General features: G+C 59.8%; 18 protein-coding genes. 9 read left to right on the forward strand and 9 right to left on the reverse strand.

Annotation, left to right across the window (positions count from 1 at the left end):
* Positions 1-58 precede the first annotated feature (58 nt).
* Together QP922_RS12940 and QP922_RS09945 are read right to left on the reverse strand one after the other, a co-directional pair.
* Positions 59-448 carry an AraC-like ligand-binding domain-containing protein gene (locus QP922_RS12940; protein WP_350309356.1) on the reverse strand — a complete coding sequence of 130 codons (390 nt, stop codon included), beginning with the start codon at positions 446-448 and terminating at the stop codon, positions 59-61.
* Complete coding sequence (locus QP922_RS09945) at positions 448-1,395, reverse strand: AraC-like ligand-binding domain-containing protein (RefSeq protein WP_284809274.1); 948 nt, start codon at positions 1,393-1,395, stop codon at positions 448-450. Before QP922_RS09945 ends, QP922_RS12940 begins: the two co-directional genes overlap by 1 nt.
* A 160-nt stretch (positions 1,396-1,555) precedes the next feature.
* On the opposite strand from QP922_RS09945, the gene QP922_RS09950 reads away from it, so the two are divergent.
* The 4 genes from QP922_RS09950 (at position 1,556) to QP922_RS09965 (ending at position 5,945) form a co-directional block, all read left to right on the forward strand.
* The gene (locus QP922_RS09950; protein ID WP_284809275.1) at positions 1,556-2,965 is read left to right on the forward strand and encodes an aldehyde dehydrogenase family protein; all 1,410 of its coding nucleotides are present in this window, start codon (positions 1,556-1,558) and stop codon (positions 2,963-2,965) included.
* Positions 2,966-2,995: 30 nt separating this feature from the next.
* Positions 2,996-3,259 (forward strand): hypothetical protein, encoded by a 264-nt coding sequence (locus tag QP922_RS09955; RefSeq protein ID WP_010187979.1) that lies wholly within the window; start codon positions 2,996-2,998, stop codon positions 3,257-3,259.
* Positions 3,256-4,038: a zeta toxin family protein gene (locus tag QP922_RS09960; protein ID WP_284809277.1), complete on the forward strand. Its 783-nt coding sequence runs from the start codon at positions 3,256-3,258 to the stop codon at positions 4,036-4,038. Before QP922_RS09955 ends, QP922_RS09960 begins: the two co-directional genes overlap by 4 nt.
* A 347-nt stretch (positions 4,039-4,385) precedes the next feature.
* Positions 4,386-5,945: an ATP-binding protein gene (locus tag QP922_RS09965; RefSeq protein WP_284809278.1), complete on the forward strand. Its 1,560-nt coding sequence runs from the start codon at positions 4,386-4,388 to the stop codon at positions 5,943-5,945.
* On the opposite strand, the gene QP922_RS09970 is transcribed toward QP922_RS09965, so the two are convergent.
* Both QP922_RS09970 and QP922_RS09975 read right to left on the reverse strand, forming a co-directional pair.
* Positions 5,920-6,570 (reverse strand): MOSC domain-containing protein, encoded by a 651-nt coding sequence (locus QP922_RS09970; protein WP_284809280.1) that lies wholly within the window; start codon positions 6,568-6,570, stop codon positions 5,920-5,922. The two genes, QP922_RS09965 and QP922_RS09970, sit on opposite strands and share 26 nt — an antisense overlap.
* A gap of 29 nt (positions 6,571-6,599) precedes the next feature.
* Entirely contained in the window at positions 6,600-9,128 is a 2,529-nt protein-coding gene (locus QP922_RS09975; protein WP_284809281.1) for a hypothetical protein, read from the reverse strand.
* A gap of 338 nt (positions 9,129-9,466) precedes the next feature.
* Here QP922_RS09975 and QP922_RS09980 point away from each other — a divergent pair, with 338 nt between their 5' ends.
* Positions 9,467-9,652: a hypothetical protein gene (locus QP922_RS09980; protein WP_284809283.1), complete on the forward strand. Its 186-nt coding sequence runs from the start codon at positions 9,467-9,469 to the stop codon at positions 9,650-9,652.
* Positions 9,653-9,867: 215 nt separating this feature from the next.
* Here QP922_RS09980 and QP922_RS09985 read toward each other — a convergent pair whose 3' ends face one another.
* Positions 9,868-10,476 carry a CueP family metal-binding protein gene (locus tag QP922_RS09985; RefSeq protein WP_115024134.1) on the reverse strand — a complete coding sequence of 203 codons (609 nt, stop codon included), beginning with the start codon at positions 10,474-10,476 and terminating at the stop codon, positions 9,868-9,870.
* Between the two features lie 116 nt (positions 10,477-10,592).
* Between QP922_RS09985 and QP922_RS09990 the strand changes: the two genes are divergently transcribed.
* The 3 genes from QP922_RS09990 (at position 10,593) to leuS (ending at position 14,662) form a co-directional block, all read left to right on the forward strand.
* A complete protein-coding gene (locus QP922_RS09990) occupies positions 10,593-10,973 on the forward strand; it encodes a zinc ribbon domain-containing protein YjdM (RefSeq protein ID WP_115024132.1) in 381 nt (126 codons plus the stop codon).
* A gap of 41 nt (positions 10,974-11,014) precedes the next feature.
* On the forward strand, positions 11,015-11,362 hold the full coding sequence (locus tag QP922_RS09995) for a helix-turn-helix domain-containing protein (protein ID WP_284809286.1): 348 nt from the start codon (positions 11,015-11,017) through the stop codon (positions 11,360-11,362).
* A gap of 450 nt (positions 11,363-11,812) precedes the next feature.
* Entirely contained in the window at positions 11,813-14,662 is a 2,850-nt protein-coding gene (gene leuS, locus QP922_RS10000; RefSeq protein WP_284809287.1) for a leucine--tRNA ligase, read from the forward strand.
* Between the two features lie 476 nt (positions 14,663-15,138).
* Here leuS and QP922_RS10005 read toward each other — a convergent pair whose 3' ends face one another.
* Positions 15,139-15,285, reverse strand: a complete 147-nt coding sequence (locus tag QP922_RS10005; protein WP_284809289.1) for a hypothetical protein — start codon at positions 15,283-15,285, stop codon at positions 15,139-15,141.
* Between the two features lie 23 nt (positions 15,286-15,308).
* Between QP922_RS10005 and QP922_RS10010 the strand changes: the two genes are divergently transcribed.
* A complete protein-coding gene (locus tag QP922_RS10010; protein WP_284809291.1) occupies positions 15,309-17,051 on the forward strand; it encodes a DUF2339 domain-containing protein in 1,743 nt (580 codons plus the stop codon).
* 27 nt (positions 17,052-17,078) lie between these two features.
* On the opposite strand, the gene QP922_RS10015 is transcribed toward QP922_RS10010, so the two are convergent.
* From QP922_RS10015 to paaZ, 3 genes are all read right to left on the reverse strand, one after another.
* Positions 17,079-18,383, reverse strand: coding sequence for a hypothetical protein (locus QP922_RS10015; protein WP_284809292.1), 1,305 nt, complete (start codon positions 18,381-18,383; stop codon positions 17,079-17,081).
* A 60-nt stretch (positions 18,384-18,443) separates the two neighbouring features.
* Positions 18,444-20,144 (reverse strand): FAD-binding dehydrogenase, encoded by a 1,701-nt coding sequence (locus tag QP922_RS10020; protein ID WP_284809293.1) that lies wholly within the window; start codon positions 20,142-20,144, stop codon positions 18,444-18,446.
* A gap of 78 nt (positions 20,145-20,222) precedes the next feature.
* On the reverse strand, positions 20,223-22,283 hold the full coding sequence (gene paaZ, locus QP922_RS10025; RefSeq protein WP_284809294.1) for a phenylacetic acid degradation bifunctional protein PaaZ: 2,061 nt from the start codon (positions 22,281-22,283) through the stop codon (positions 20,223-20,225).
* Positions 22,284-22,379: the final 96 nt, after the last annotated feature.

Genomic DNA, 22,379 nt, shown 5'->3' on the forward strand with positions numbered 1-22,379 from the left:
TCGAAACCGAGTACTATCTCACCCAGCCCATCAACACAGGGCCGTAAAAGAAGCGGAACTAAACCCAGGACGCTTCAGGGGCTTTAACCAGAAGGCCTTGCTGCGCGGTAGGAAAGCGAATCGTGTAAGGAAGGTAGGTCACAAAGAGTGTCAGTTGACCAGGTCTTAACGCGGTAGTTCGATTGCCTTGTTCGATAATTGTTGTGCCAGATAGCTGCAAATAGAACTTTACGTCGTGAGGGCTCTCCGGACTAATAAGCTGCGGGGATCTCTCCAAAGTGTGGGGGTTCGATTGTATTCCGTAGATTTGTACGCTACCAACGTTTGATTCGAGGAAGGATGCCTGGAAATCGGATTCTTTCGCTTCAGCTGTCCTTATCGAAGAAAATTTGGCACTCAAAAATTTGCGCCATTCAGTGAGATTTATCGACGGAGGGTGATCTATCATTAGGTTGTCCCAGAAAAGGTTCTCGAATGGTTTTGCGCGTGAGCCCGATACGCACTCGGTGACTTGTGGTACTCCGCCTTGAAGATGCGCGAAAGGTGCGAGGGATCGTGCAGGCCATAGCGAGCGCTGATGTGGCTGATTGATTCCGCGGAGTGCCGCGGGTCCACGAGCTCTCTGCGGATGTGCTCTAGGCGCCTCGTTCTGATGTAGCTGCTCACGGAGAGGCCCTGTTCGGAGAACTTGGCGTGGAGATGGCGTACCGATACGAACAGTGCTTGGGCGATGGTGTTGGGGCCTAAGTCCGGGTCGCTCAAGTGCTGTTCGATGTAGGCGGTGGCCTGGTTGAACAGTAGCGTGCCGGCTGAGGGCTCATCGGCCACATCGGAGGCTAAAACCGACACCAACATGGTGAGCGCGGAGCGGACCAAGGCCGTGGCGTGGGGTCCATTGAGCAGATCGAGGTTCTTGGCCAGCTGCTCAAAGAGAGGGACAGCCACCGCACCTAGGCCGTGTGAGCGGGAGATTGGGTTCGCGGTCAGGCGTTGGATCTGCGCTGGTGAAATGTCGAGAAAGCTCTGCGGGAAGTGCACAATGAGTGTGTTCTGATCTTCCGGATAGCGCAGCGTGTAGGGCCGCTGGGTCACGTACAGAGCTAGGTCCCCTGGGTGCAGTTCACACGTCCGCCCGTCTTGGCTCATGGTTGAGGAACCGGTGATTTGCAAGCTGAGCTTACAAAAGGGGGCCTCGTTGGCGGCTATTTTGTAGCGATTCACGGTGTGCGGGGAAGTGCGCATGTCGAAGAGAGAAATATCCCCTACCTTCGTTGAACGCAGCGTGGCGTGAAAAGTGGCAGGGTCTTCGGTGTCCACGTCGAGTTGGCCAAAAGACCCGGATGACGCGGTGCGCCATGACGCGATATCGAAATGCTCAACAGCTGAAGCAGACATAAGTGGAATCATATCGTGAGAGCTGGCACATTTTTGGACAAATTGTGTGCGCGCATAGTCAACTGGTTCAGTGTGTCGCAGGTAACATAGCTAAAAGAAGTTTCTCTTGGCTTAGTTTCTTTGGGTTCTAAGCTGTTGACACCCCTTAGAAGGAGATCTCATGACTCAGTTCGCTACCTATGCTGACCTGCTCAACGCTATTACGGACGAGAACGGACGCGAAATCCTCAACCCGGCAACCGGTGAGGTTGTCGGCCGCGTGCCGGAAGGCTCTGTGGAGGACCTCAACGCTGCGGTGGAGACTGCACGTGCAGCGCAGAAGGACTTTGCCAAGCTTAGCGACGAAGAACGTTGTGAGCTTCTCACCAAGGCAGCTGCGGCTGTGGAAGCCAACGCGGAAGCGCTGGTTGAGCTGCTCTCCCGTGAGCAGGGCAAGCCGCTCAACGGGCCGAACGCCCGTTTCGAGGTCGGTGCCTGCTCCGGTTGGCTGAATGCTACTGCTTCCTTTGAACACCCGAACTACACCGCCGTGGATGATGACATCACCGCCACCGTCAACTACCGCCCGCTCGGCGTCGTCGGTGCTATTGGCCCGTGGAACTGGCCGATGATGATTACCGTCTGGCAGATTGCGCCGGCGCTGCGTATGGGTAACGCGGTCGTCGTCAAGCCCTCCGAGTACACCCCGCTGTCCGTATTGGGTCTGATTAAGGTCATCAACTCCGTTCTGCCGGAGGGCATCCTGCAGGTTGTTACTGGCGCCGGTGAGGTTGGCGCGGCGCTGACTACTCACGAGGGCGTCGACAAGATCATGTTCACCGGTTCCACCGCCACCGGCAAGAAGATTGTGGAGGCCAGCGCGGACAACCTCACCCGCCTCACGCTGGAGCTTGGCGGCAATGACGCGGGCATCGTGCTGGATGATGCCGACCCGAAGGAGATCGCCGGCGACCTCTTCTGGGGCGCGTTCATCAACACCGGCCAGACCTGTGCGGCGATGAAGCGCGTGTACGTGCCGGAGTCGCTGTACGACGCCGTCTGCGAAGCCCTCATCGAGGTAGCCAAGGCCTCCCCGATGGGCGTGGGCCTGGAAGAGGAGAACGTGCTCGGCCCGCTGCAGAACAAGCAGCAGTTCGACATCGTCGACAAGCTCGTCAATGCCGCCAAGGACTCCGGCGCACGCGTGCTGCTCGGCGGTGACCCGGACTATGACGCGCCGGGCTACTTCTACCCCACCACCCTGGTGGCGGACATCGACCCGGACAACCCGCTGGTTGTGGAGGAGCAGTTCGGTCCCGCACTGCCGATTGTGAAGTACACGGACCTCGATTGGGCCATTGAGCAGGCCAACAAGCTCGATGTGGGCCTGGGTTCCTCCGTGTGGTCCTCCAACCGCGAGCGTGCTCTGGAAGTTGCCGCACAGCTGGAGGCCGGCACCACCTGGATTAACAGCCACGGTGCGGTGGATCCGCGCGTGCCTTTCGGCGGCATCAAGTCCTCCGGTTACGGCGTGGAGTTCGGCACCGAGGGCCTCAAGGGCCTGGCCTACCCGCAGATCATCAACGGCTAAAACCGCCATGGCGCTGCTATTCTTAGCGCCATGAGCACCGCCAAAGTCCCGGAGATCGAGTACGCAGCCTTCGACGCCATGAAGGAGGTTGCGTCCTCGCTAAAAGCTGCCTATTTCCGCCAGCAGCTTGCAACCGACAGCGCGTTGGAGATTGAGTATTGGACTGCCCAAGAGGATTTTGTCCAGCGCACTGTGAGTGGTGTGGATAACACCGACCTTGATGAAATCCGCGCGGCCGCAGAATTCTTTGCTCGCTTGCTCGATGAGCTTGAAACCCGGGCAAAGGTGGCGTGACAGTGCTGAAGGCCGCGGATTTTCCGGTAGATGATGCTTTCAAACGCCGCGTCCTTGAGCGGCGTATTGCTTATCTTTTTCGTCAGCCATCCGCTGAGCCTGAGGTCATCTATGTAGCAGGGCAACCAGCATCGGGAAAATCTTCGGTGATTGAAATGCTCACGGGTGATCACGTCATTCTAGATTCGGATGAACTACGAAAGTATCACCCTGCCCTCGACGAGATCATGGAGCGCGATCCCCTGCGCATGGACGTGCTCACCAATGGGCCGGTTCCCTATTGGATGTCCTCGCTCATTGAATATGGCCGACAGCATGGGCACTCCCTCATCATTGAGAACACGTTGTCTAACCCGGAATTCATAGCGGGAGAGATAGCCAAGTTTCGGTCTGCGGGTTTCCGAGTGAAGGTCGTGGGGCTGGCGGTAGCGCAGGAGGTCTCAAGGCTAGGCGTGGTCCAGCGATACTTGGAGGCGCAGCGCGTGAGCCGCTACCCGCGGTGGACTAACGAGGTTTCCCACACGTCGGGCTTTAAGGCCATCATTCCAGGGCTTCGGGCTATCGCGCCGCTTGTCGACGACCTCGAGATCCGCACCCGCGACGGCCGCACCTTACGCGGCATCGAGGATATTGAGGCTGAGCGCGCAACCTGGTTCGACTCCCGCGCTATCCGTACCGACTGGCTGGCCCGTTTCGATAGTTGCGACTTGAGTGGTCTTGAAGCGGAGAAGCTCACGCAGAATCTCGTGGCTGACGCAGAGCGTATCCGCAACCTTTAAGACTGCGCACGTGGAACTGCGCGCCCGGTAGGTGGTGAGAGTCTTGTGTCGAAGCGGCTGCAGGCGAGCTGACGGTCTGCAAGGTTGAGGAGGTTCAGGATGTCGTCTGCTAGAGGTTGTCCATTCGTCAAAAAGTAAATGAGTGGTTGGATAACTCTTATCCAACCACTCATCGGGGTTTGGGCGCTAGATAACTCTTAAACATGCGGGGTTTCAGGGTCATAATTCGGCTTCAACGAGAACGTCAATGACACCTCAATGGGAAGATCAATGAGAAATCTTGTCATTGAACGGGAATGAAGTTAGCATTGAGCCGTCATTGTTAACATTGAGGGCGGGTATTCATCGTGAACAATTGGTCCGAGAATCAGCTGAGAGAGCTATTGGCCGAGCTTGAGTTGCGCGGCGGTGATTCAACAACAGTCGAGGTCAAAACCGCTCAAGGGGGCATTCCGGACTCTCTACCGCAGACATTGTGCGCGTTCGCAAACATGCCGAGTGGCGGTCTTATCATTCTCGGCGTCAATGAGAAAGAAGGCTTCATTGTCACTGGCATTGAGAATCCTTCGGAGATGGAGGCTGCTCTGGCCTCGCAGGCGCGTCATGCCATCACCCCTCCAGTCACAGTGCATACCGACAGTGTGGCAATAGATGGCACGCATGTCGTGATTGCGGAGGTTACGGGCCTTCCGATTATTGATAAGCCTGCTATCTACAGGGGAGAAGCGTATCTTCGAATGGCTGATGGGGATTATCGTATGAGTGCCTCCGAGCTACGCATGATGGACGTAGCGAAGCTGCATGCCGAAGAGGCAGTGTCCTATGACACGACGATTGTGGAAGGCACGAGTATCGCAGACTTGGACCGCGCCGTGGTGGAAGATTTCTTGGTTCAGGCGCGGAGGAAGAATCGGCGACTATCGGGACTTACTCAAGATGAGGACGTCTTACGGGCACTAGCGGTAACGACCGCGACTGGAGAGCTGACGCTTGCTGGCCTGTATGCGCTGGGTTTCTATCCTCAAGGACATTTTCCCTCCTTAGCAGTAACAGTGGCGCAAAGGCTACCGAATGGTTCGAAGCACGGGCGAGTGTTGGGGTTGGAGACCTTTGAGGGGCCCGTCCCGGTGCTGTTGAACTCGGTAATGGGTTGGGTAAGGCAACGTTTAGCCGCCGTACGGCGATATCGAGAGGATGGATCAATGGTGGAAGTTCCTGAACTTCCCCTTTCGGCCATTCGAGAGGCCGTGGCGAATGCACTGGTGCACCGTGATCTTGGGCCGAATACCTTAGGGGCTGGTAAATCGATTGATGTCCGCTTACTACCGGACAAGATGGTCATCTCCAGCCCAGGTGGCCTGCGGGATCTGACGGTAGAGCAGCTGAAGTCGAGAGATCTGGCACGACAGGAGATTAACCAGCGTCTCTATAGACTGTGCCGATATCTCAAAGCAGACGATGGCTCTTTTGTCATTGAGGGCGAAGGCGGCGGCGTGCAGCTCATGTTGGATGCCGCGCGAGAGCAAGGACTGCCGGAGCCTGACCTGATAGATTCCGGTGTGCAATTTACGGTGAAGATGTGGCGGCCGGACACGCGTGGAGAAGCCCGTACCTGGGAGCCACTACGCAAGCAGGAATCACGTATTGACACTGACCGACGTATGGATACCCCAGTGAACTTGGATGGCCTAGGGATCAACGCCCCGCGCGTAGCGGAGGCGCTGAGTGCGGCGGTACAACCCCTGTCCATTGGCGAAATAGAAACAGCCACAAACCTCACTCGAGCGCAGGTCCGATATGCTCTGAAGTCACTGGTGAAGGCACGATTCGTGCGTATGGATGGTACGCGCGGCTCACAAGCGACAACCTATGAATGGCTAGCTAACCGCGGGATTGCAGGCTCTTAACCAGCTGGTCGTGATGAACGGGAGCGAGGCAGTCGGCGTCGACGACGCGCTGGGCTAGGTCCTTGTCCCCCATCTTGGCGGCGAAGGCCATGCCCATGGTGATGTCATGGTCGGGGCGGCCGATAAGCGTAATCTCATCGCCGGGGTTGATACGGCCGGGAGTGATAATGCGCAGGTAGGAGCCGCAATCGCCGCGCTCGGTGAAGGACTTGAGCCAGCCGGGCTCGTCCATCCAGCCGGAGAAGGTGGCGCAGGGCGTGCGCGGGATGGAAACCTCGAGCACGCACTCCCCCACCTGAATGCGCTGGTTGATGCGAATATTCGGCCAAGAAATACCCTCAGTGGTGAGGTTCTCCCCAAAGTAACCGTCACGCAGCACGCGGTTGAGCGCGCCTTCCCAGTAGTCGAGCTCCTCGCGGGCATAAGCGTAGACAGCCTTCTCGGCGCCGCCGTGGTGGGCGTGGTCACCAATGGAATCTCCCACCACACCGGAGCCGTCACCGTAGTTGGGCCCGGGGACCTCAAGGTCAAGGAAAGGGCGCGGCTGCTTATCGATGCCCGTGTACTCGTGCCGCCCATGCGGCTCTGGGCGGCGGACAGCGACGTTGGTGGAGATAACCTTCATGCTCACCTATTGTGGCACACCTCACTGCGCTAGATGTCGCGATTGTGGAAAAGGGCTTCCGCAGTCACGAGGTCGTAGAAGAAAAGGCGGGGGGCGAGGGGGAGGACGTCGGCAAGCATGGGCATGTCCTCCTTGAGTAAGGGACTTTCCATGATGATGTCGTTCGCCGCGGCGCGGGAAGCCAAGGCGAAGGCATAGGAGATATAAGGCATCCAAGCAGCGGCATTGAGCTCGTCTGCGGTATTTCCGCTGGCAAAGGCGCCCAAGGCCACGAGGGTATGGCTAATCGACATGTCCACGCCGGCATTCTGCACCACCGACGCGAGTGCAGTGGCGTCCTTGCGCAGGTGCTCGATGGTGCCCAGCGCATCGAGGGCGCCGTTGTTGGCAAAGCATTCGCGGAGGGCGGCGACGCGAGCGGCCTCCCCCATGAGGTCATCAACATTCGGGGTTGGGCTGTGAACCGTTGCCGCGTTGAGCAGCATCGGGCGAGTCAGACCATCCGCGCCGGTCTCGCGCACGGCAGTGAGCTCGGCATTCTTGCTGGCGGAGGGGTCGAGGAGAAGATCCAGGTAGTGGTCAGCGCTGTGTTCCATGTCGGTCGCGAGTGGCGAGTGGAAGAGTCGGGTACGCGCTATGGCGCGTGCCTGCTGGTTCACGCTGACGCCGGTGCGGGCCAAGGCGTGGAGCGCTGCTTCAGGGTTGGTACGCAGGCGGTCGATGATGCTGTCGAACATCGCCTGCAGCTTCGGGTTCGGGCTGCGCTGCGACAGCACGTGCAGCGCGCGGAAGGCACCCCACAGCTCCTCCGGTGTCCAATCCTTGGACGCACGGGCCGGTTCGGCGCCCTCCGGGGTCACGACAATGGACGCGCTCGAAGGGCGGGCGGGGGCGGTGAGGTTCGAGGTGGGGTTGAGCTCGCGGACGTCGACAAGCAGCGAGCCCTGTTCGAGGAGGTCGGCAGACAGCTCGAAACCATTCTCTGTCGGAGTGAGCTGGGTAGGGGAAACGGTGGGGTTAGCCAAAGGCCATGCCCAGCCCAGCAATTCTACCTGCGGATCCACGTTCTGCTCGATGATTACTTCCCCATCACCGAGCAGGCCGCGGCTGACCAACGGGGTCTTGCGCACCGTGGCCAAGGCAGCATAGATGAGGCTGGTGGAGGCCGACGCCTCGTACTCCACAATGCGGCGCTCGAGGCTGCGGGCTTCGTGGGCGGCGCGTTCCGCGTCCGGCAGGGAATCCAGGTAGTCCTCGTAGGACAACGTAGACCACATGAGGAAAAGCTCGGCAGAAGGCTGCTTGCGCACGGCATTGGCCAAGGCGGCATTCGGCACGGCGAGGCTCGTGACTGCCTGCGTGGTCTTCGAGGTGCGGGCCAACTCCTTAATCTTCTGGCGGCCATCAATGGTGACGAACTTGGCCAGCGGCAGCGGGCGCGGAGAATGGACGGTAAACATATCGTCTTGATCGAGCTGACCAGCGAAAATAACCGGTTTGTCGGAGTGCTCCGTGGGTTCCAGACCAATGCGCTTGACGCGGCTGAACAGGGCTTCGGGCCAGACGTCGAACTCGAGCTCGTACCCGGCATCACTGGCCACGACCTCGCGGCGCGAAACCTCGGTGTCCTCGAAGGTACGCAGGCCCTTCTCCAGCGCAATGGGCTTCTTTGGCGGAGAGGCCAGCGTGTAACTGAAAGCCGAGTGCGCGCCGAGGGCATCGATGATGCGGAAATCCATCCCGCGCGGACCGTCGTTAGTCGCGCGCATGTGGAGGCCCTCGGCGAGGGAGATGAAGCGGACGTCGACAAGCTCGTCGTCGCGGTGCAAGGAGACCTTATAGCGCCCTACCCAGGGGTCTTCGTAGAGATCGCCCGGGAAAGGTTCGGCGATGTCCGGCTCGAAGGTCTGTTCAGAAATCTCCTCCTGCTCGCCGCCGAGGGGCGCGTAGGTGAGATCGATACGCCACTCCCCTTCCGCGATGAGGTGCACGCGTGGGGACTGAGTAAAAATCGGCTCGTTATCGAGTCCGCAGGCGTTGGGAAGGACGGCGACGTCAAAGTCCCACTCAAAATCGCTGTGCTTGGCGACGTCCACCGGTTCCCTCTGCGGCACCGTCACCCGGTCCGGCAGCGCGCCGACCTCCCAGCCAGCCCAGATACCGAGAGGTTCAGCGGCCTCGAGGGTGCCCTGTGGGGCGATGAGCGTCGTGCGGTCGTAGACGATAAAAGGAGCGTCTTCCGTAATGCCCGTGAAGGTCGTGGGCTCGATGAGCTCCTCCTCGCCGTCGCGCAGCGTCACGATGATGCGGGTAAAGGGGCCAGGAATGCCAACCTCAAGTGGCTCGTCCGTGGCGAATTCACGCAGCGTGCGTGGGCGATCAATGAAATGTGATTGGACGACCCAGCGGGGATTGGTGAGTTCTGCCTCCGGAAAGGTGGCGGGCAGCTGAAGTGTGAGGATATTGCTGCCGCGGCGCAGGGAAAGACGGGGGCCCTGCTCGATGTACTCGCTGGCTACCAGTGGCGTAGTTGGAAGTGAATAAATCTCCGCGCTCATTTGCTTCATCATAGGACACGGCGGGGTGCGGTTGCCATGTGGCTGGTGGGAGCGTGTGAAGTCTCGAGACTTTTCGTTTTCGGAACCGGCATTCAGGCTTGAGGCTACATTCACGGTAGATAAGGGCCAGAAATTTGAAATTTTTCGCCCTTATTCACCGTGAACGACAGTGACAGGTGTGTGAGATCCAGGGCTGTGGGCTGGTGCCCGAAAATCGGGTAGCCGCAACGTCACGGATACTTCGCGGGACAGGGAGCTGTGCGGGCCGAGATTGTGCCCCGTATGCGGGCTTATTTTCAGCAGCCGTCACTTCGGTGCGGAAAAGTCGCAGAGGATCGATGTCTCAAGACATGGCGCTTTTCCTCGCATTTGGTCAGTTGATGAGTTGCGGTTATACGGCATTGAATATCCCTAAGGCGAGAAGATTGGAGTTCAACCTTGCCCTTGATGAGTTGTTCCGTTCGGATGATGCCACGACATTGATGGACTTCTTGTACGACTGCTTGGCAGAGTTTTCTTTGTAGGGCCATCTTTTGTGTGCATGGCCTGAATCCACTGAAGAACCGTAGTGAGTGTGGATGTCGGCAAGGCTACGGACGGGTAAACGCCAGGGAAATTTAAGCGTGGGTGTGAAAGCGCTCTTTCCGGGCGGCGTCGGCAAGCACGGCGAAGCTACCTTAACAACGACAAACGGTGAACCCCAGGAGGTGGGATTCACCGTGGTGAGTGAATGGGCAGATTATGCCATCTGCAGCGTGGTCACGCAGGTACCGCCTTCGTCAGAGGTATCCAGGGGAACCTCACCGGTCTTGCCGTCCTGCTTGATGGTGATGGTGCCCTTCTTGTCGGCGGGCAGCCAGTAACCAATGAAGCCGTTGTCAAAGGTCGTGGTGTCTTCGTTGACCAGCTCGTTTCCTTCGTCATCGGTGATGGTGACGTGGATGTCTTCCTTGCCGAGCTCACCGGTGCAGGTGGTCAGGGAGTGGTTGAAACAATCGTGGGTAGCAGAGACATACGGTGCGATGGAGACGTAGAACTTGTCCTCCGGCAGGGGTAGGGAGGCCTGGCCCTGCTCGGCGGTGAGGATCAACTCGTTCGGGCGCACGGAAGCGTGAAGATCGCGATTGCGCTCCTCCTTGGGCATGCGATCCAGCTTGTCGATGATCTCCGGGCCGTCCAATCCTTCAAGGTCGAACTCGGCCTGGATCTCCTCGGCGGAGACCTGCTGGACCTCGGTGGTGGCAGCGTCGCTCTTGGAGGCTTCGCTCTGAACGGGGCTCTCGGTGGAGCAGGCGGACAGGGTGATAGCTGCGGCACATGCGGCAGTGAGAGAAATAAGACGTTTCATAGTTCTTTCGAATGAATCCGATTGGGTGTGCCATAATCCTATACCCCACCCGGGTATCAATCAAAGGAATGAGAGAAGGATCATCTTTTTGCGCCACGCGGGATAGACTGTTCCTTATGACTGACGCTGCAGGCACAACTTTGCCACCTTGCCCCGAATGTTCCTCCGAATACACCTACGAAATGCCGCCGCTCATCGTCTGCCCGGAGTGCGCGCACGAGTTCTCCGCCGACGCTGTCGAAGCCTCGCCCGCGGAGGCAGCCGCCCTCACCATCGTGGATTCAGTGGGCAATGCGCTTGCCGACGGCGACACCGTCACCATCACCAAAACCCTCAAGGTCAAAGGCGCGCAGCAGCCACTGAAGTCCGGCACCAAGGTGCGCGGTATTCGCCTTAATTTTGATGCCGGCACAGGCCAGGAAGACCACAACATCGATTGCCGGATTGACGGCTTTGGCGCGATGAAGCTGAAGCCTGCTGTGGTGAAGAAGGTCTAAAGCGCCCTTCCGGGGGCACCCTTTCGAAGGTTGTTAGTGCGATGCGTCAAGGAAAGGCTATTACTGTGGCGCCGGTGGACCAGTTGCTCACAACGCAGGAAGCAGCAGACTTCCTGAGTATTAGTAGGCCAACTTTGGTGAAAAAGCTCGAGGATGGGTCGATCCCGTTTGAGTGCACCACAGGGGGCAAGCATAGGCGGGTTCGGCTTGTTGACCTACTGCAGTACCGGGATGGACAGCGGACTGAACGTCGTAAAGCGCTGCGAGAGCTGGCGGCTGAAGCCCAAGCGGCTGGTGCCTATGACGTAGATGCTGCAGACGCAGCTGACATTGCGCAGATCCTTAAAGACGCGCGCAAGGAAGTGGCAGAGATGGCGCGGCGTGGCTAAAATCTCGGCGTTTTTGGAATGCCGAAGTAACCGCACAAATCGTCACAAGCGGTCTTCTCGGTCCAGTAACGAAACAACGTCGGCACCAGAAGGTAGAAAGTCTGTGCTGCTTGGCTGTGAGTAAGGCTCTGGATTGTGGCTCAAGATTCCGGCAGCCACCGCTTGCACTATGCGGCAAGAACGTTGATTGAGTTTGTGCAACGAAATGCTGGTCATCGCTTCAACCGCCTTGCCTGAACGTCCGGTAGACCGGTGCTCTGCGTCCTTGCTTATTGGCTAGTGATTCCTTGGATAGCCAAATGTAGAACAGTAGAACAATGGTGATTTTAGTGGCGATGCCTAGGGAGAACAAGGGGGCGTCGACAGTGGCGCCGCCGCGCAGCGGAGCAGAATGCGGCATGGCTGGGTCTAACTGGGGAGATGTCCGTGGGGTGACTACACTGTCTAACCATGACTAACCCGAGCGATAACACCACCCACCGCTACACGCCGGAGCTCGCCGCGCAAATTGAAAGTGCCTGGCAGCAATACTGGAAGGACAACGGTACGTTCAACGCGCCGAACCCAGTTGGGCCGCTCGCGGAGGAGGGCAAGGAGCTCCCCGCGGAGAAACTGAACATCCAGGATATGTTCCCCTACCCGTCTGGTGCGGGTCTGCACGTGGGCCACCCACTGGGCTATATCGCTACTGATACCTTTGCCCGTTATAACCGTATGTTGGGCAAGAACGTCCTGCACACGTTGGGCTACGACGCTTTCGGCCTGCCGGCGGAGCAGTACGCTATCCAGACGGGTACGCACCCGCGCACTACGACGGAGGCGAATATCAAGAATATGCGCCGCCAGCTGGGTTTGCTGGGTCTGGGCCACGATCCACGCCGCTCGGTGGCCTCGACTGACCCGGAGTTCTATAAGTGGACGCAGTGGATCTTCCTGCAGATTTACAACTCCTGGTTCGATGAGGAGCAGCAGAAGGCGCGCCCAATGTCTGAGCTCATCAAGGAGCTCGAGGTGGGCAAGCGCACCACCAAGGATGGCCGCTACTACGCGGATCTGACTAAGGAAGAACAGCGCCACGCGCTCGATGAGTTCCGTTTGGTGTACCTGTCCAACTCCACCGTGAACTGGTGCCCGGGCCTGGGCACGGTGCTGGCTAATGAGGAGGTCACCGCGGAGGGCAAGTCCGAGCGCGGTAACTTCCCGGTCTTCCGCAAGAACCTGCGCCAGTGGATGATGCGCATCACCGCCTACTCGGACCGTCTGCTCGATGACCTGGAGCTTCTGGATTGGCCGGACAAGGTCAAATCCATGCAGCGCAACTGGATTGGCCGCTCCCGCGGCGCGGAGGTCACTTTCCACGCCGAGGGCTACGACATCGACGTCTTCACCACGCGCCCGGACACCCTCTTCGGCGCGGAGTACGTGGTGCTGGCTCCGGAGCACGAGCTTGTCGACGCTCTCCTCTCCCCCATCCCCTACGACGATGACGTGGACGAGCGCTGGACCTTTGGCAACGACGACCCCAAGGAGGCCGTGGAGGCCTATCGCGCCTCCATTGCGGCGAAGTCCGATCTGGAGCGCCAGGAGAATAAGGAAAAGACCGGTGTCTTCCTGGGCACCTATGCCACCAACCCGGTCAACGGCAAGAAGGTTCCGATCTTCATCGCGGACTACGTCCTGACCGGTTACGGCACCGGCGCCATCATGGCGGTTCCGGCACACGATACCCGTGACTACGAGTTTGCTACCGTCTTTGGCCTGCCGATTACCGAGGTTGTGTCCGGCGGCGACATCACCAAGGAGGCGTACACGGAGTCCGGCAAGGCCGTGAACTCCGCCAACGATTCCCTGGATATCAACGGCATGTCCAAGGATGAGGCCATCGCTGCCATCATCCCGTGGCTGGAGAAGCAGGGCGTGGGCCGCGAGAAGATCCAGTACAAGCTGCGTGACTGGCTGTTTGCCCGCCAGCGCTACTGGGGCGAGCCCTTCCCCATCGTCTACGACGAGGCCGGCCAGGCCTACCCGCTTCCGGAGTCGATGCTGCCCATCGAGCTGCCGGAGGTAGAAGACTACAAACCGGTGTCCTTTGACCCGGATGATGCCGATTCTTCCCCGCAGCCGCCGCTGGCCAAGGCCCGCGAGTGGGTTGAGGTGGAGCTGGACCTGGGTCTGGGGGATGGCCCCAAGACGTATTATCGCGACACCAACGTCATGCCGCAGTGGGCAGGTTCTTCCTGGTACCAGCTGCGCTACATCGATCCGACGAACGATGAGAAGTTCTGCGATCTGGAGAACGAGCGCTACTGGACGGGCCCGCGCCCAGACGAGCACGGCGCCAACGACCCGGGTGGCGTTGACCTCTACGTTGGTGGCGTTGAGCATGCCGTGCTGCACCTGCTCTACGCCCGTTTCTGGCACAAGGTCCTCTTTGACCTGGGCTACGTGAGCTCCAAGGAGCCCTACCGCCGCCTGTACAACCAGGGCTACATCCAGGCTTATGCCTACACCGATTCCCGCGGCGTCTACGTCCCGGCCGCCGAGGTAGTAGAACGCGATGGCGCGTTCTACTACGGGGATGAAGAGGTCAACCAGGAGTACGGCAAGATGGGCAAGTCCCTGAAGAATTCCGTCGCTCCGGATGACATTTGCCGCGATTATGGTGCCGATACCCTGCGTGTTTACGAGATGTCCATGGGCCCCTTGGACACCTCCCGCCCGTGGGCAACCAAGGACGTCGTCGGTGCGCAGCGCTTCCTGCAGCGCCTGTGGCGCCTAGCTATCGATGAGACCTCGGGCGAGCTGTCCACAACGGACGCAGAGCTTTCCGACGATGACCTGAAGCACCTCAACCGCACCATCGCCGGCGTACGTGACGACTACGAGAACCTGCGCCTCAACACGGTGGTGGCCAAGCTCATCGAGTACGTCAACTACCTGACCAAGACCTACCCGAAGGGCGCTCCGCGCATCGCGGTAGAGCCCTTGGCCCAGCTGGTCTCCCCCGTCGCCCCGCACATCGCGGAGGAACTGTGGAAGCGCTTCGGCCACGCGGGCACCATCACCTACGAATCCTTCCCGGAGTTTGACGAGAAGTACCTTGTCGACGACGAGATTGAGGTGCCGGTGCAGATCAACGGCAAGGTCAAGGCCCGCGTCATGGTGCCTGCCGACGCCGACCAAGACACCGTCGTAGGCATCGCCAAGGCCGATGAGCGCATTGCGGAGCTTACCGCCGGCAAGAACGTGGTCAAGGAGATTTACGTCCCGGGCCGCATGGTGAACCTGGTGGTGAAGTAAACCAACATCCACGTTCCGCCAGGCCGCATAACACCAAACCCCCAGACCTGGAACCCGCAACTCCCTGGTGGGAGGTGGGGCGTCGCCAAGCGCTAGGCGACGCCGACCAGCGAGTATGGGGTTTCAGGTCTGGGGTTATGAGTGTGGCGGCAAGGGCAATATTTGGTTTCAAGTAGATAACAAAGCTGTCAGTTGCGTGGCTGCTTACTGAAAACAAAGGTAAGCAATAGGCATGGAACAGGATCCAGCACTTGAAGAGCTCCGCCGCCGATTGGATGCGGCAGAGCGCGAGCTTCATGAAGCCCGCCGGTGGCTAGCCCAGCAAGAACAGGCTCGGGCCCAGGCTGCGGCAGCACAGGCACCACTGCAGCCTTCGCCTACGCGATTCCCCAACGCACAGCAGCAGCAACCGCAACGGTCGCAACAGCCGCCCTATCGTGGCCAGCCGCGTCCTCTGGAGTCTGGCCCTCAGCGGCCTATGCCCCGCCAGCAGGCAGGACCGAGTGCGCAGCAGGTGCAGCGTCCGCGGCAGCAACCTCAACAGCCTCCGCAGCAGCATCAGCGACAGGCTCAAGGCGTTCCTCAGCGAGCAATGCCACGGCCACACCAAGGAGCACAGCCACAGCGGGGACCGCAAGGACAACCTGTGCCGCAATTCCCGCCGCAGCATGGACCCAACGGTGCCCCGGCCCCGCACGGTGGTCAGCAGCGACCGCCGGCGCAGCCCTGGGTGCCTAAGAAGCCGCGTAATCCAGAAGACCAAGAAAAGACACTCATCGGTGTTGTGGCTATTGCTGGAACGGTCATCACCCTGATTGGTGTCGCCTTCCTCGTGGGCATGGCCATTCAGGCAGGGCTGCTTGGTCCGCTCGGACGAGTGATCCTTGCCTATGTGGTCTCCTTAGCGCTGGCCGGCGCAGCATGGAAGTTCCGTGGCAAGGCGCCAGAAGCAGGAACCACTGCTCTGCTGGCGACTTCGCTGTATTCAGCACTCGTTACTTCCTTGCTGGTGGTGACCTGGCTGGGATGGTGGCCAGCGTGGCTAGGCGCGGTAATTCTGACCATGCTTTTTGCCGCGTACATGGCCTCCGTCCACTACAAGCCCGAAGGCTTCCATAGGCTAACCATCATGTGGTTTGCCATCGGTATGGCCGTGGTAGCCAGCATTCTGATTGCCAATACCGGTGTTGGTGCTTTGCCCGTGCTGCTCATGCCGCTGATGGTGTTGGGCTACTCAGCGTGGCGCAGGAACGATACTTTGCGTGGTACCGGCGCTATTGCACTGCTGCTGGTCGTGGCCAACCTGATCATGGGCAAGTCATCCGATATGCATATCGTGGCCAACGCGGTGTTGGGTGTATCCGCTGTACTACTCGTAGGCCTTGCAGTCCACTTCCCCACTAGCCGTAGGGCTTTCGGTGATTACACAGCTGGCTTGCTTGTGCCAGCACTGTTGTTGGGGCTCTGCCTTGTGCGAGTGAACTATGAGATTCCTGCGTGGATTCTGGTTGCCGCTTTTGCCGCCATCGCTGCGGTAGCGTGGGGCCAACTACAAGGACGCATTGCGCTGGGAGTGTTCCCTGTTGCCTTTGCGCTCGCGTATAAAGCCACCCAGCTCGCCAACTTTTCCGATAGTGAACATGGGGCAAACGGTGGCATGTCCGATGTGCGCTTGTGGGTTGCGGTTGCCCTCACGGCAGTGTTCTACATCGCGCTGGTGCTTCTGCTGCCCTACCTAAAGCATGGCGCTCTGCAAGCAGCGTGGGTAGTAGGCGTGGTGATCTTTGTCAATCCCCTATTCTTCTCGAGCATTGCCGTTCCGCAGGCGTTCCGTGAAGAACCGACAATGTTTGCTTCCGCAGTGCTGCTGGGTCTGGCATTGATTGCAACGTGGTTGCGCAGGTCCCAGATCCATGGGCTCGCTAACAATCGCGTGTACGCTGCGTGCGCGACAGTCTTTGCGCTGGGCCTCAGCATGGTTGCAGTGGTTGGAACAATTACCGGTCTTGGCGGACTCATTACCGGTGACGCCTGGGGTTCCTCGCCGTGGTTTGCCAGCCACGTGGTGGTGTCCGTTGCCTGGATGCTCATTGCCGCGCGCTTGCTCATCAAGCACCACGAAGGTTTCACTGGCCTGGGTATTCTCCTTGCCCTCGTGGCAACGCTGAAGCTGACCTTCTTCGACCTAGCTGCCTTGTCCGGTATTTTCCGGGCCCTGGCGTTCTTGCTCAGCGGTCTTGTCTTGCTGGTGATTGCGGTGCGGCGCGTGCGCTCAACTCCTGCGAAGCCACAGGAAGAACCCGCTGCGCCACAAGGCCACAGTCACAGCCAAGGCCGCAACCCAGGCCAGAGCCAGAATCAGGGCCCTGGCGCGGGGCCACAGGCCTAGCCACGCGCTACACAGCGCGTGCTGGTGCTAGTCGAGTTCTTGGTTGAGGTCATCGCGCAAAGACGCGAGTACAGCGGCCACAAAACCTTCGTGACCTGGCTTGATAGTGGCCAGGTGGGTGTCATGGGTAAGAATGCCCAGCGCGAAGAACAGGTCACGCGAGATGATGAGGATAGGGTCCCAGTCCAGTTGCGTCGGTATGTCGCCGCGCAGCAGATGCACGAGGTCTAAGCCCAGCTGCGGAGCACCACTCGGAGGAGAGTAGGAATAGGGAATGGCTCCAAGAATGAGCTGCGTTGCAAAGTCCGGATCGCGGGCAGCCCTTTCGCCAAGCTCAGTGACTCGGATGGTAGAGGTGGTGCACGTAATCCAATCTAGGCCGAGGAAGAACTCCCGCAGATTCAACAGCGTCTGGTGGTAGTCCTCACGCTTGACGGTTTCATGGGCGTTAGGCTTCGGCAGCCAGTCCTTCAAGCGCTGAACTGCAGCTTGTTTGAGGAATCCAGCGCCGGTGAGGCGGGGAAAGTCGCGGATGACATCCAAGTATTCGCGTACACGCTGACCAATCATCTGGACGGTGTCCTCAGATAACTCCGGAAGCGCAAAATCCGGGCTCAGCTCTGGGTAGGCCTCATAAACTTCCTCGCGCCATTGCTCGAGGAGCTCAGTGGGGAAGCCCAAGTCATCAACGTCATCTGAGAAGTCATCCCACGGGTGAGCGCTGAACGGATCAAAGGGGAGCTCGGAGCTGAGTGAGGATTGGGTTCCTCCTTCAAGGTTGGCGGCTTCCGTGCCCATCGTCGCCAAGCGCTGCGCGATCGCTGGGTGATAGCACGTTGTCAGCCGCTGATTGATCTGGTCAAGGGTGTAATTGGGAAAGAGCCTGAAGATGCGCTCCATGTCCTGTGGCGGGACGCCCATGTAAGCCATGGAGGCTTGAACGTCGAGCATGACGCTGAACATCGCCTGCGGGGAGCCCAACTCAGTGACTAGGTCGGGGCCTTCGCCGGAGATAAGCGCAGGCAGCCCCATGACCACCCGGGAGGTATCTGCGATGCTGATGGTGATGCACCAATCGCCCTCAGAGGGGTGGTAGTGGACGTCATCACCGAAGGACGTGTAGAAGTCCGAGTCGATGATGGGGAAGATATCGATGGGCTCCTCGTCCTCACGCACCATGAGCTGGCCCGGGCTTGATGGTTCGAGGCCGAGAGCTGCATGCACGATGATGATCATTTCGCCCACGGTGAGTTCAGCGGGCGTGGCGACGAAGCGTGTGACCGTAAAGTAAGGATTCTCCACGACGATGCGGACGTTTCTAGCGAGGTTCATGGTCTCTACGGTAGGACAGTATGGGCGATGGCGCTGGGTGAACTATTGGTTGGCTCTTAGTTAACTCTTCGCTAGGGCTTCGCCTACACGCTTGCCGGAATGGATACAGCCGCCGAGGAAGGTTCCTTCCAGTGCGTTCTTTCCGTGCATGCCACCGCCGCCAAAGCCGGAGGCCTCGCCGCAGGCATACAAACCGGGAAGCACCGAGCCGTCGGCGTTGAGGCATTGGCCATCCAGGTTGGTTTCCAGCCCGCCCAGAGTCTTGCGGGTGAGAAACGTCAGGCGGACCGCAATGAGTGGGCCCTTGGATTCATCGAGGATGCGGTGCGGGGGAGCGACACGAATGAGCTTGTCGCCTAAGAAGCCACGCGCAACGCGGATGTAGTTGACTTGGGCGTCCTTGCTGAAAGGATTATCAAGCTGCGAGTCGCGGTCTTCCAGGACTTTTCTCAAGTGGGCCTCCTCAATAGTGGGGGAACCCTCCGGAGCGAGTCGGTTCATGCCGGCGACGAGATCGGCGAGGTTATCCTCAACGACCCAGTCGATGCCGTTATCCATGAAAGCCTTAACCGCCACGTGCGTACCCGGGCCCAACTTGCCGGCGAGCTTCTTGATCTCCTTGTCGGTGAGGTCCGGGTTTTGTTCGGAGCCGGAGAAGATGAACTCTTTGTCCACGATGGCTTTGTTGAGCACGAACCAGGAATAGCCGTGGCCGGTTTGACCAATGTGGGCGAGCGCGGCCAGATTATCGGTGCCGGGGAAGAGGTTGGTGGGCAGGCGATTACCTTCGGCGTCGAGCCATAGTGCCGAAGGGCCCGGAATGATGCGAATGCCGTGACCAGGCCAGATGGGATCCCAGTTGGTCATGCCTTCGGTGTAGGCCCACATGCGGTCGGTATTGACCACGGAAGCGCCAGCGTTCTGGGCGATGTCGATACCGCGGCCGTCGACATGTGCCGGCACACCCGTGACCAGTTCCTTCGGGCATTCGCCCCAGCGCTCAGTGGGCCACATCTTGCGTACCTTCTCCAGGTTGCCGCCGATGCCGCCGGTGGCGATGACCACGGCGGAGCCGCGGAGCTCAAAGTGCTTGACGACGTCCCTCGGGCTCGCCTCGCCACGTATCTGGTTGGTGGGGGAGAGGACACTGCCGCGCACGCCCACGACACGCGGACGACCCGTCTCGTCGTTCTCGACGACGAGCTCATCCACGCGGTGGCGGAAATGGAACTCTACCTGGCCTTTTTCTTCTGCTTTAAGGAGTGGCTCGCGGAAGACACGCACGACCTCGGGGCCCGTGCCCCACGTGAGGTGAAAGCGCGGGACGGAATTGCCGTGGCCGGACGCATCACCAGAGCCGCGCTCGGCCCAGCCGATAGTGGGCAAGACGTTGAGGCCCAGGCCTTTGAGGTAGCTACGCTTTTCATTGGCGGCGAAGCGCACATACTCGCGTCCCCATTTCTTGCCCCAGTAATCGTGACGGTCCTCCTCGGTCACTGGGTCATAATCAGCGGAGTTGGCCCAGTCCCGCCACGCCAACTCTTCGGAGTCCTTGACCCGCATCATGGATTGTTCAGGGGAATTGACATAGAACAGCCCGCCAAGCGACCAAAAGGCCTGCCCGCCGAGGTTATTGCGGTTTTCTTGTTCAAGGAAGATGACGTGCTTGCCACCTTTGAGGGCCTCGTAGCCGGCGACCATGCCGGCGAGGCCGGTGCCCACGATGATGATGGAGTTAGTGACTGGGGTAGTTTCTTTCATGACAGTAATGATAAAAGAAACTCGCCCCGATTGTGTGACTTATCTCGCAAATAATTAGCGAGAAATCGAGGCCGAGTCCTAGGCGTAGGTTGTGTTGACCTTCTCTACGAGTGTCAGAACGTCGTAGGTCGCCACAATCTCATCCTCCTGGTTATAGAGGACGGCGTCCCAACAGACCTCACCGTAGTCATCGGTCACGCGCGGGGTAATGCGCTTGGCGGTCAGCTCCACGCGAATGGAATCGTCATAGGTCACCGGCGTGATGAAGCGCAGGTTTTCCAGGCCGTAATTGGCCAGGACTGGGCCCGGTGCCGGCTCCACGAAGAGTCCCGCTGCCCAGGAGACGAGCAGGTAACCGTGTGCTACGCGGCGCGGGAAGAAGGGGTTAGCTGTGGCGGCTTCCTCGTCGGTGTGAGCGTAGAAGGTATCGCCGGTCTTCTCCGCGAACTCGAGGATCTCTTCGAGGGAAACGTGGCGCAGGTCGGAGGCGAACTGGTCGCCGATCTGCAGCGTGGCCAGGTCCTTGCGGAAGGGGTGGGTACCCTGGCCATTCTCAACGTCGGCACGGGTCACACGCTGCACGGCCGCGCCGCGGTGCCACTGGCCCGTGATGGCGGTGAGATGGTCTGGGGTTCCCTGGATGGCGGTGCGCTGCATGTAGTGCTGAATGCCGCGCACGCCACCGAGTTCCTCGCCGCCGCCGGCGCGGCCTGGGCCGCCGTGGACGAGGTGCGGAAGGGGAGAGCCGTGCCCAGTAGACGTCTTGGCGTCATCGCGGTCAAGGAAGTGCAGGCGGCCGTGGTGGGCGGCGATGCCGAGGGCATACTCGTTTGTGAGCTGCGGGTCGTGCGTAATGACGGAGGCGACCAGGGAACCGGAGCCCAGGGCGGCGAGCTCGATGGCCTCGGCGGGGGAGTCATAGCCCAGGAAGGAGACGACGGGGCCGAAAGCCTCGGTGTCGTGCACGGCCGGGGCGCGGTTATCGGCAAAGCGCAGGATGGTGGGGTTAAAGAATGCGCCTTCGGCCTCCTCGCCGCCGTAGACAACCTCGCCGCCGCCTGCCTTGAGCTTCTCGACGGCTTCCGCGACGTCTGCTTTCTGATCTGCAGAGACCAGCGGGCCCATGGTGGCGGAGGCATCGCGCGGATCGCCCACGACGACCTTCTCGCTCAGGCGTGCGCTGAGGGCTTCAATGGTGGCGTCGACAAGCGCATGCGGGACGATGGCGCGGCGGATGGCCGTACACTTCTGGCCGGCCTTCGAGGTCATTTCGCCAAAGACCGCCTTGACGAAGGCTTCGAACTCCGGGGAATCTGCAGTGACATCGGTGCCCAGGATGGCTGCGTTGAGGGAGTCCGCCTCCGCGCTGAACTGGATGCCGCCCTCGATGACGTTGCGGTGTGCACGCAGGGTATTCGCGGTGTCAGCGGAGCCGGTAAACGCCACGTGGTCGCGGTAATCCAGGTGATCGAGCAGGTCTCGGGCGGAGCCGGAGATGAGCTGCAGGCTGCCCTCCGGCAGGATCCCGGAATCAATCATGAGGCGCACGCAGGCCGCGGTGATGTAACCAGTCGGCGTCGCCGGCTTAACAATCGAGGGCACGCCCGCGATGAAGGCCGGGGCGAACTTCTCCAGCATGCCCCAAACGGGGAAGTTGAAGGCGTTGATTTGCACTGCGACGCCGGGGATGGAGGTGTAGATGTGGCGGCCAATGAAGGAGCCGTCCTTGGAAAAGACTTCTGCCTCGCCATCCGGCAAGACGGTGGAGTTGGGCATCTCGCGGCGTCCCTTCGAGGAGAAGGTGAACATGGTGGAAATACCGCCGTCGATATCAACGAAATTATCGCGTTTGTTGGCGCCGGCCTTATTGGCTAGTTCGTAAAGCTCCTCGCGGTGATCTTGGAGGTAGAGTGCCAGCTCCTTGAGTTTGAGGGCGCGCTCATGGAAGGTGAGCTTCTGGAGTCCTTCGCGCCCAGTGTGGCGGGCGTAGTCGATGGCGCTGGCGATGTCGAGGCCTTCGGCGCTAACCCTGGCGACAACGTCCCCGGTGGAGGCGTCGTGCACGTCCGTAACGCGCGAAGGATTGTCTGGGGTGAGCCACTGGCCGGAGAGGTAGCTGGGGACGAGGGCTTCAGTCATAGCGAAAAGTTTGGCCTTTCCATTAGTTTCCGAACGGTTGGTCAGTAAATACAGGCTAGTATAGTCTGCGTCACATTTCTAGGAGTAAGTAAGGAG

The organism is Corynebacterium sp. MSK218, assembly GCF_030232655.1.
Classification (GTDB): Bacteria; Actinomycetota; Actinomycetes; order Mycobacteriales; family Mycobacteriaceae; genus Corynebacterium.

Bases quoted from the DNA above. Each gene is read 5' to 3' on its own strand.
- QP922_RS12940 (WP_350309356.1), bottom strand. From the start codon at position 448: ATGATAGATCACCCTCCGTCGATAAATCTCACTGAATGGCGCAAATTT.
- QP922_RS09945 (WP_284809274.1), bottom strand. From the start codon at position 1,395: ATGTCTGCTTCAGCTGTTGAGCATTTCGATATCGCGTCATGGCGCACC.
- QP922_RS09950 (WP_284809275.1), top strand. From the start codon at position 1,556: ATGACTCAGTTCGCTACCTATGCTGACCTGCTCAACGCTATTACGGAC.
- QP922_RS09955 (WP_010187979.1), top strand. From the start codon at position 2,996: ATGAGCACCGCCAAAGTCCCGGAGATCGAGTACGCAGCCTTCGACGCC.
- QP922_RS09970 (WP_284809280.1), bottom strand. From the start codon at position 6,570: ATGAAGGTTATCTCCACCAACGTCGCTGTCCGCCGCCCAGAGCCGCAT.
- QP922_RS09975 (WP_284809281.1), bottom strand. From the start codon at position 9,128: ATGAGCGCGGAGATTTATTCACTTCCAACTACGCCACTGGTAGCCAGC.
- QP922_RS09980 (WP_284809283.1), top strand. From the start codon at position 9,467: ATGTCTCAAGACATGGCGCTTTTCCTCGCATTTGGTCAGTTGATGAGT.
- QP922_RS09985 (WP_115024134.1), bottom strand. From the start codon at position 10,476: ATGAAACGTCTTATTTCTCTCACTGCCGCATGTGCCGCAGCTATCACC.
- QP922_RS09990 (WP_115024132.1), top strand. From the start codon at position 10,593: ATGACTGACGCTGCAGGCACAACTTTGCCACCTTGCCCCGAATGTTCC.
- QP922_RS09995 (WP_284809286.1), top strand. From the start codon at position 11,015: ATGCGTCAAGGAAAGGCTATTACTGTGGCGCCGGTGGACCAGTTGCTC.
- leuS (WP_284809287.1), top strand. From the start codon at position 11,813: ATGACTAACCCGAGCGATAACACCACCCACCGCTACACGCCGGAGCTC.
- QP922_RS10015 (WP_284809292.1), bottom strand. From the start codon at position 18,383: ATGAACCTCGCTAGAAACGTCCGCATCGTCGTGGAGAATCCTTACTTT.
- QP922_RS10020 (WP_284809293.1), bottom strand. From the start codon at position 20,144: ATGAAAGAAACTACCCCAGTCACTAACTCCATCATCATCGTGGGCACC.
- paaZ (WP_284809294.1), bottom strand. From the start codon at position 22,283: ATGACTGAAGCCCTCGTCCCCAGCTACCTCTCCGGCCAGTGGCTCACC.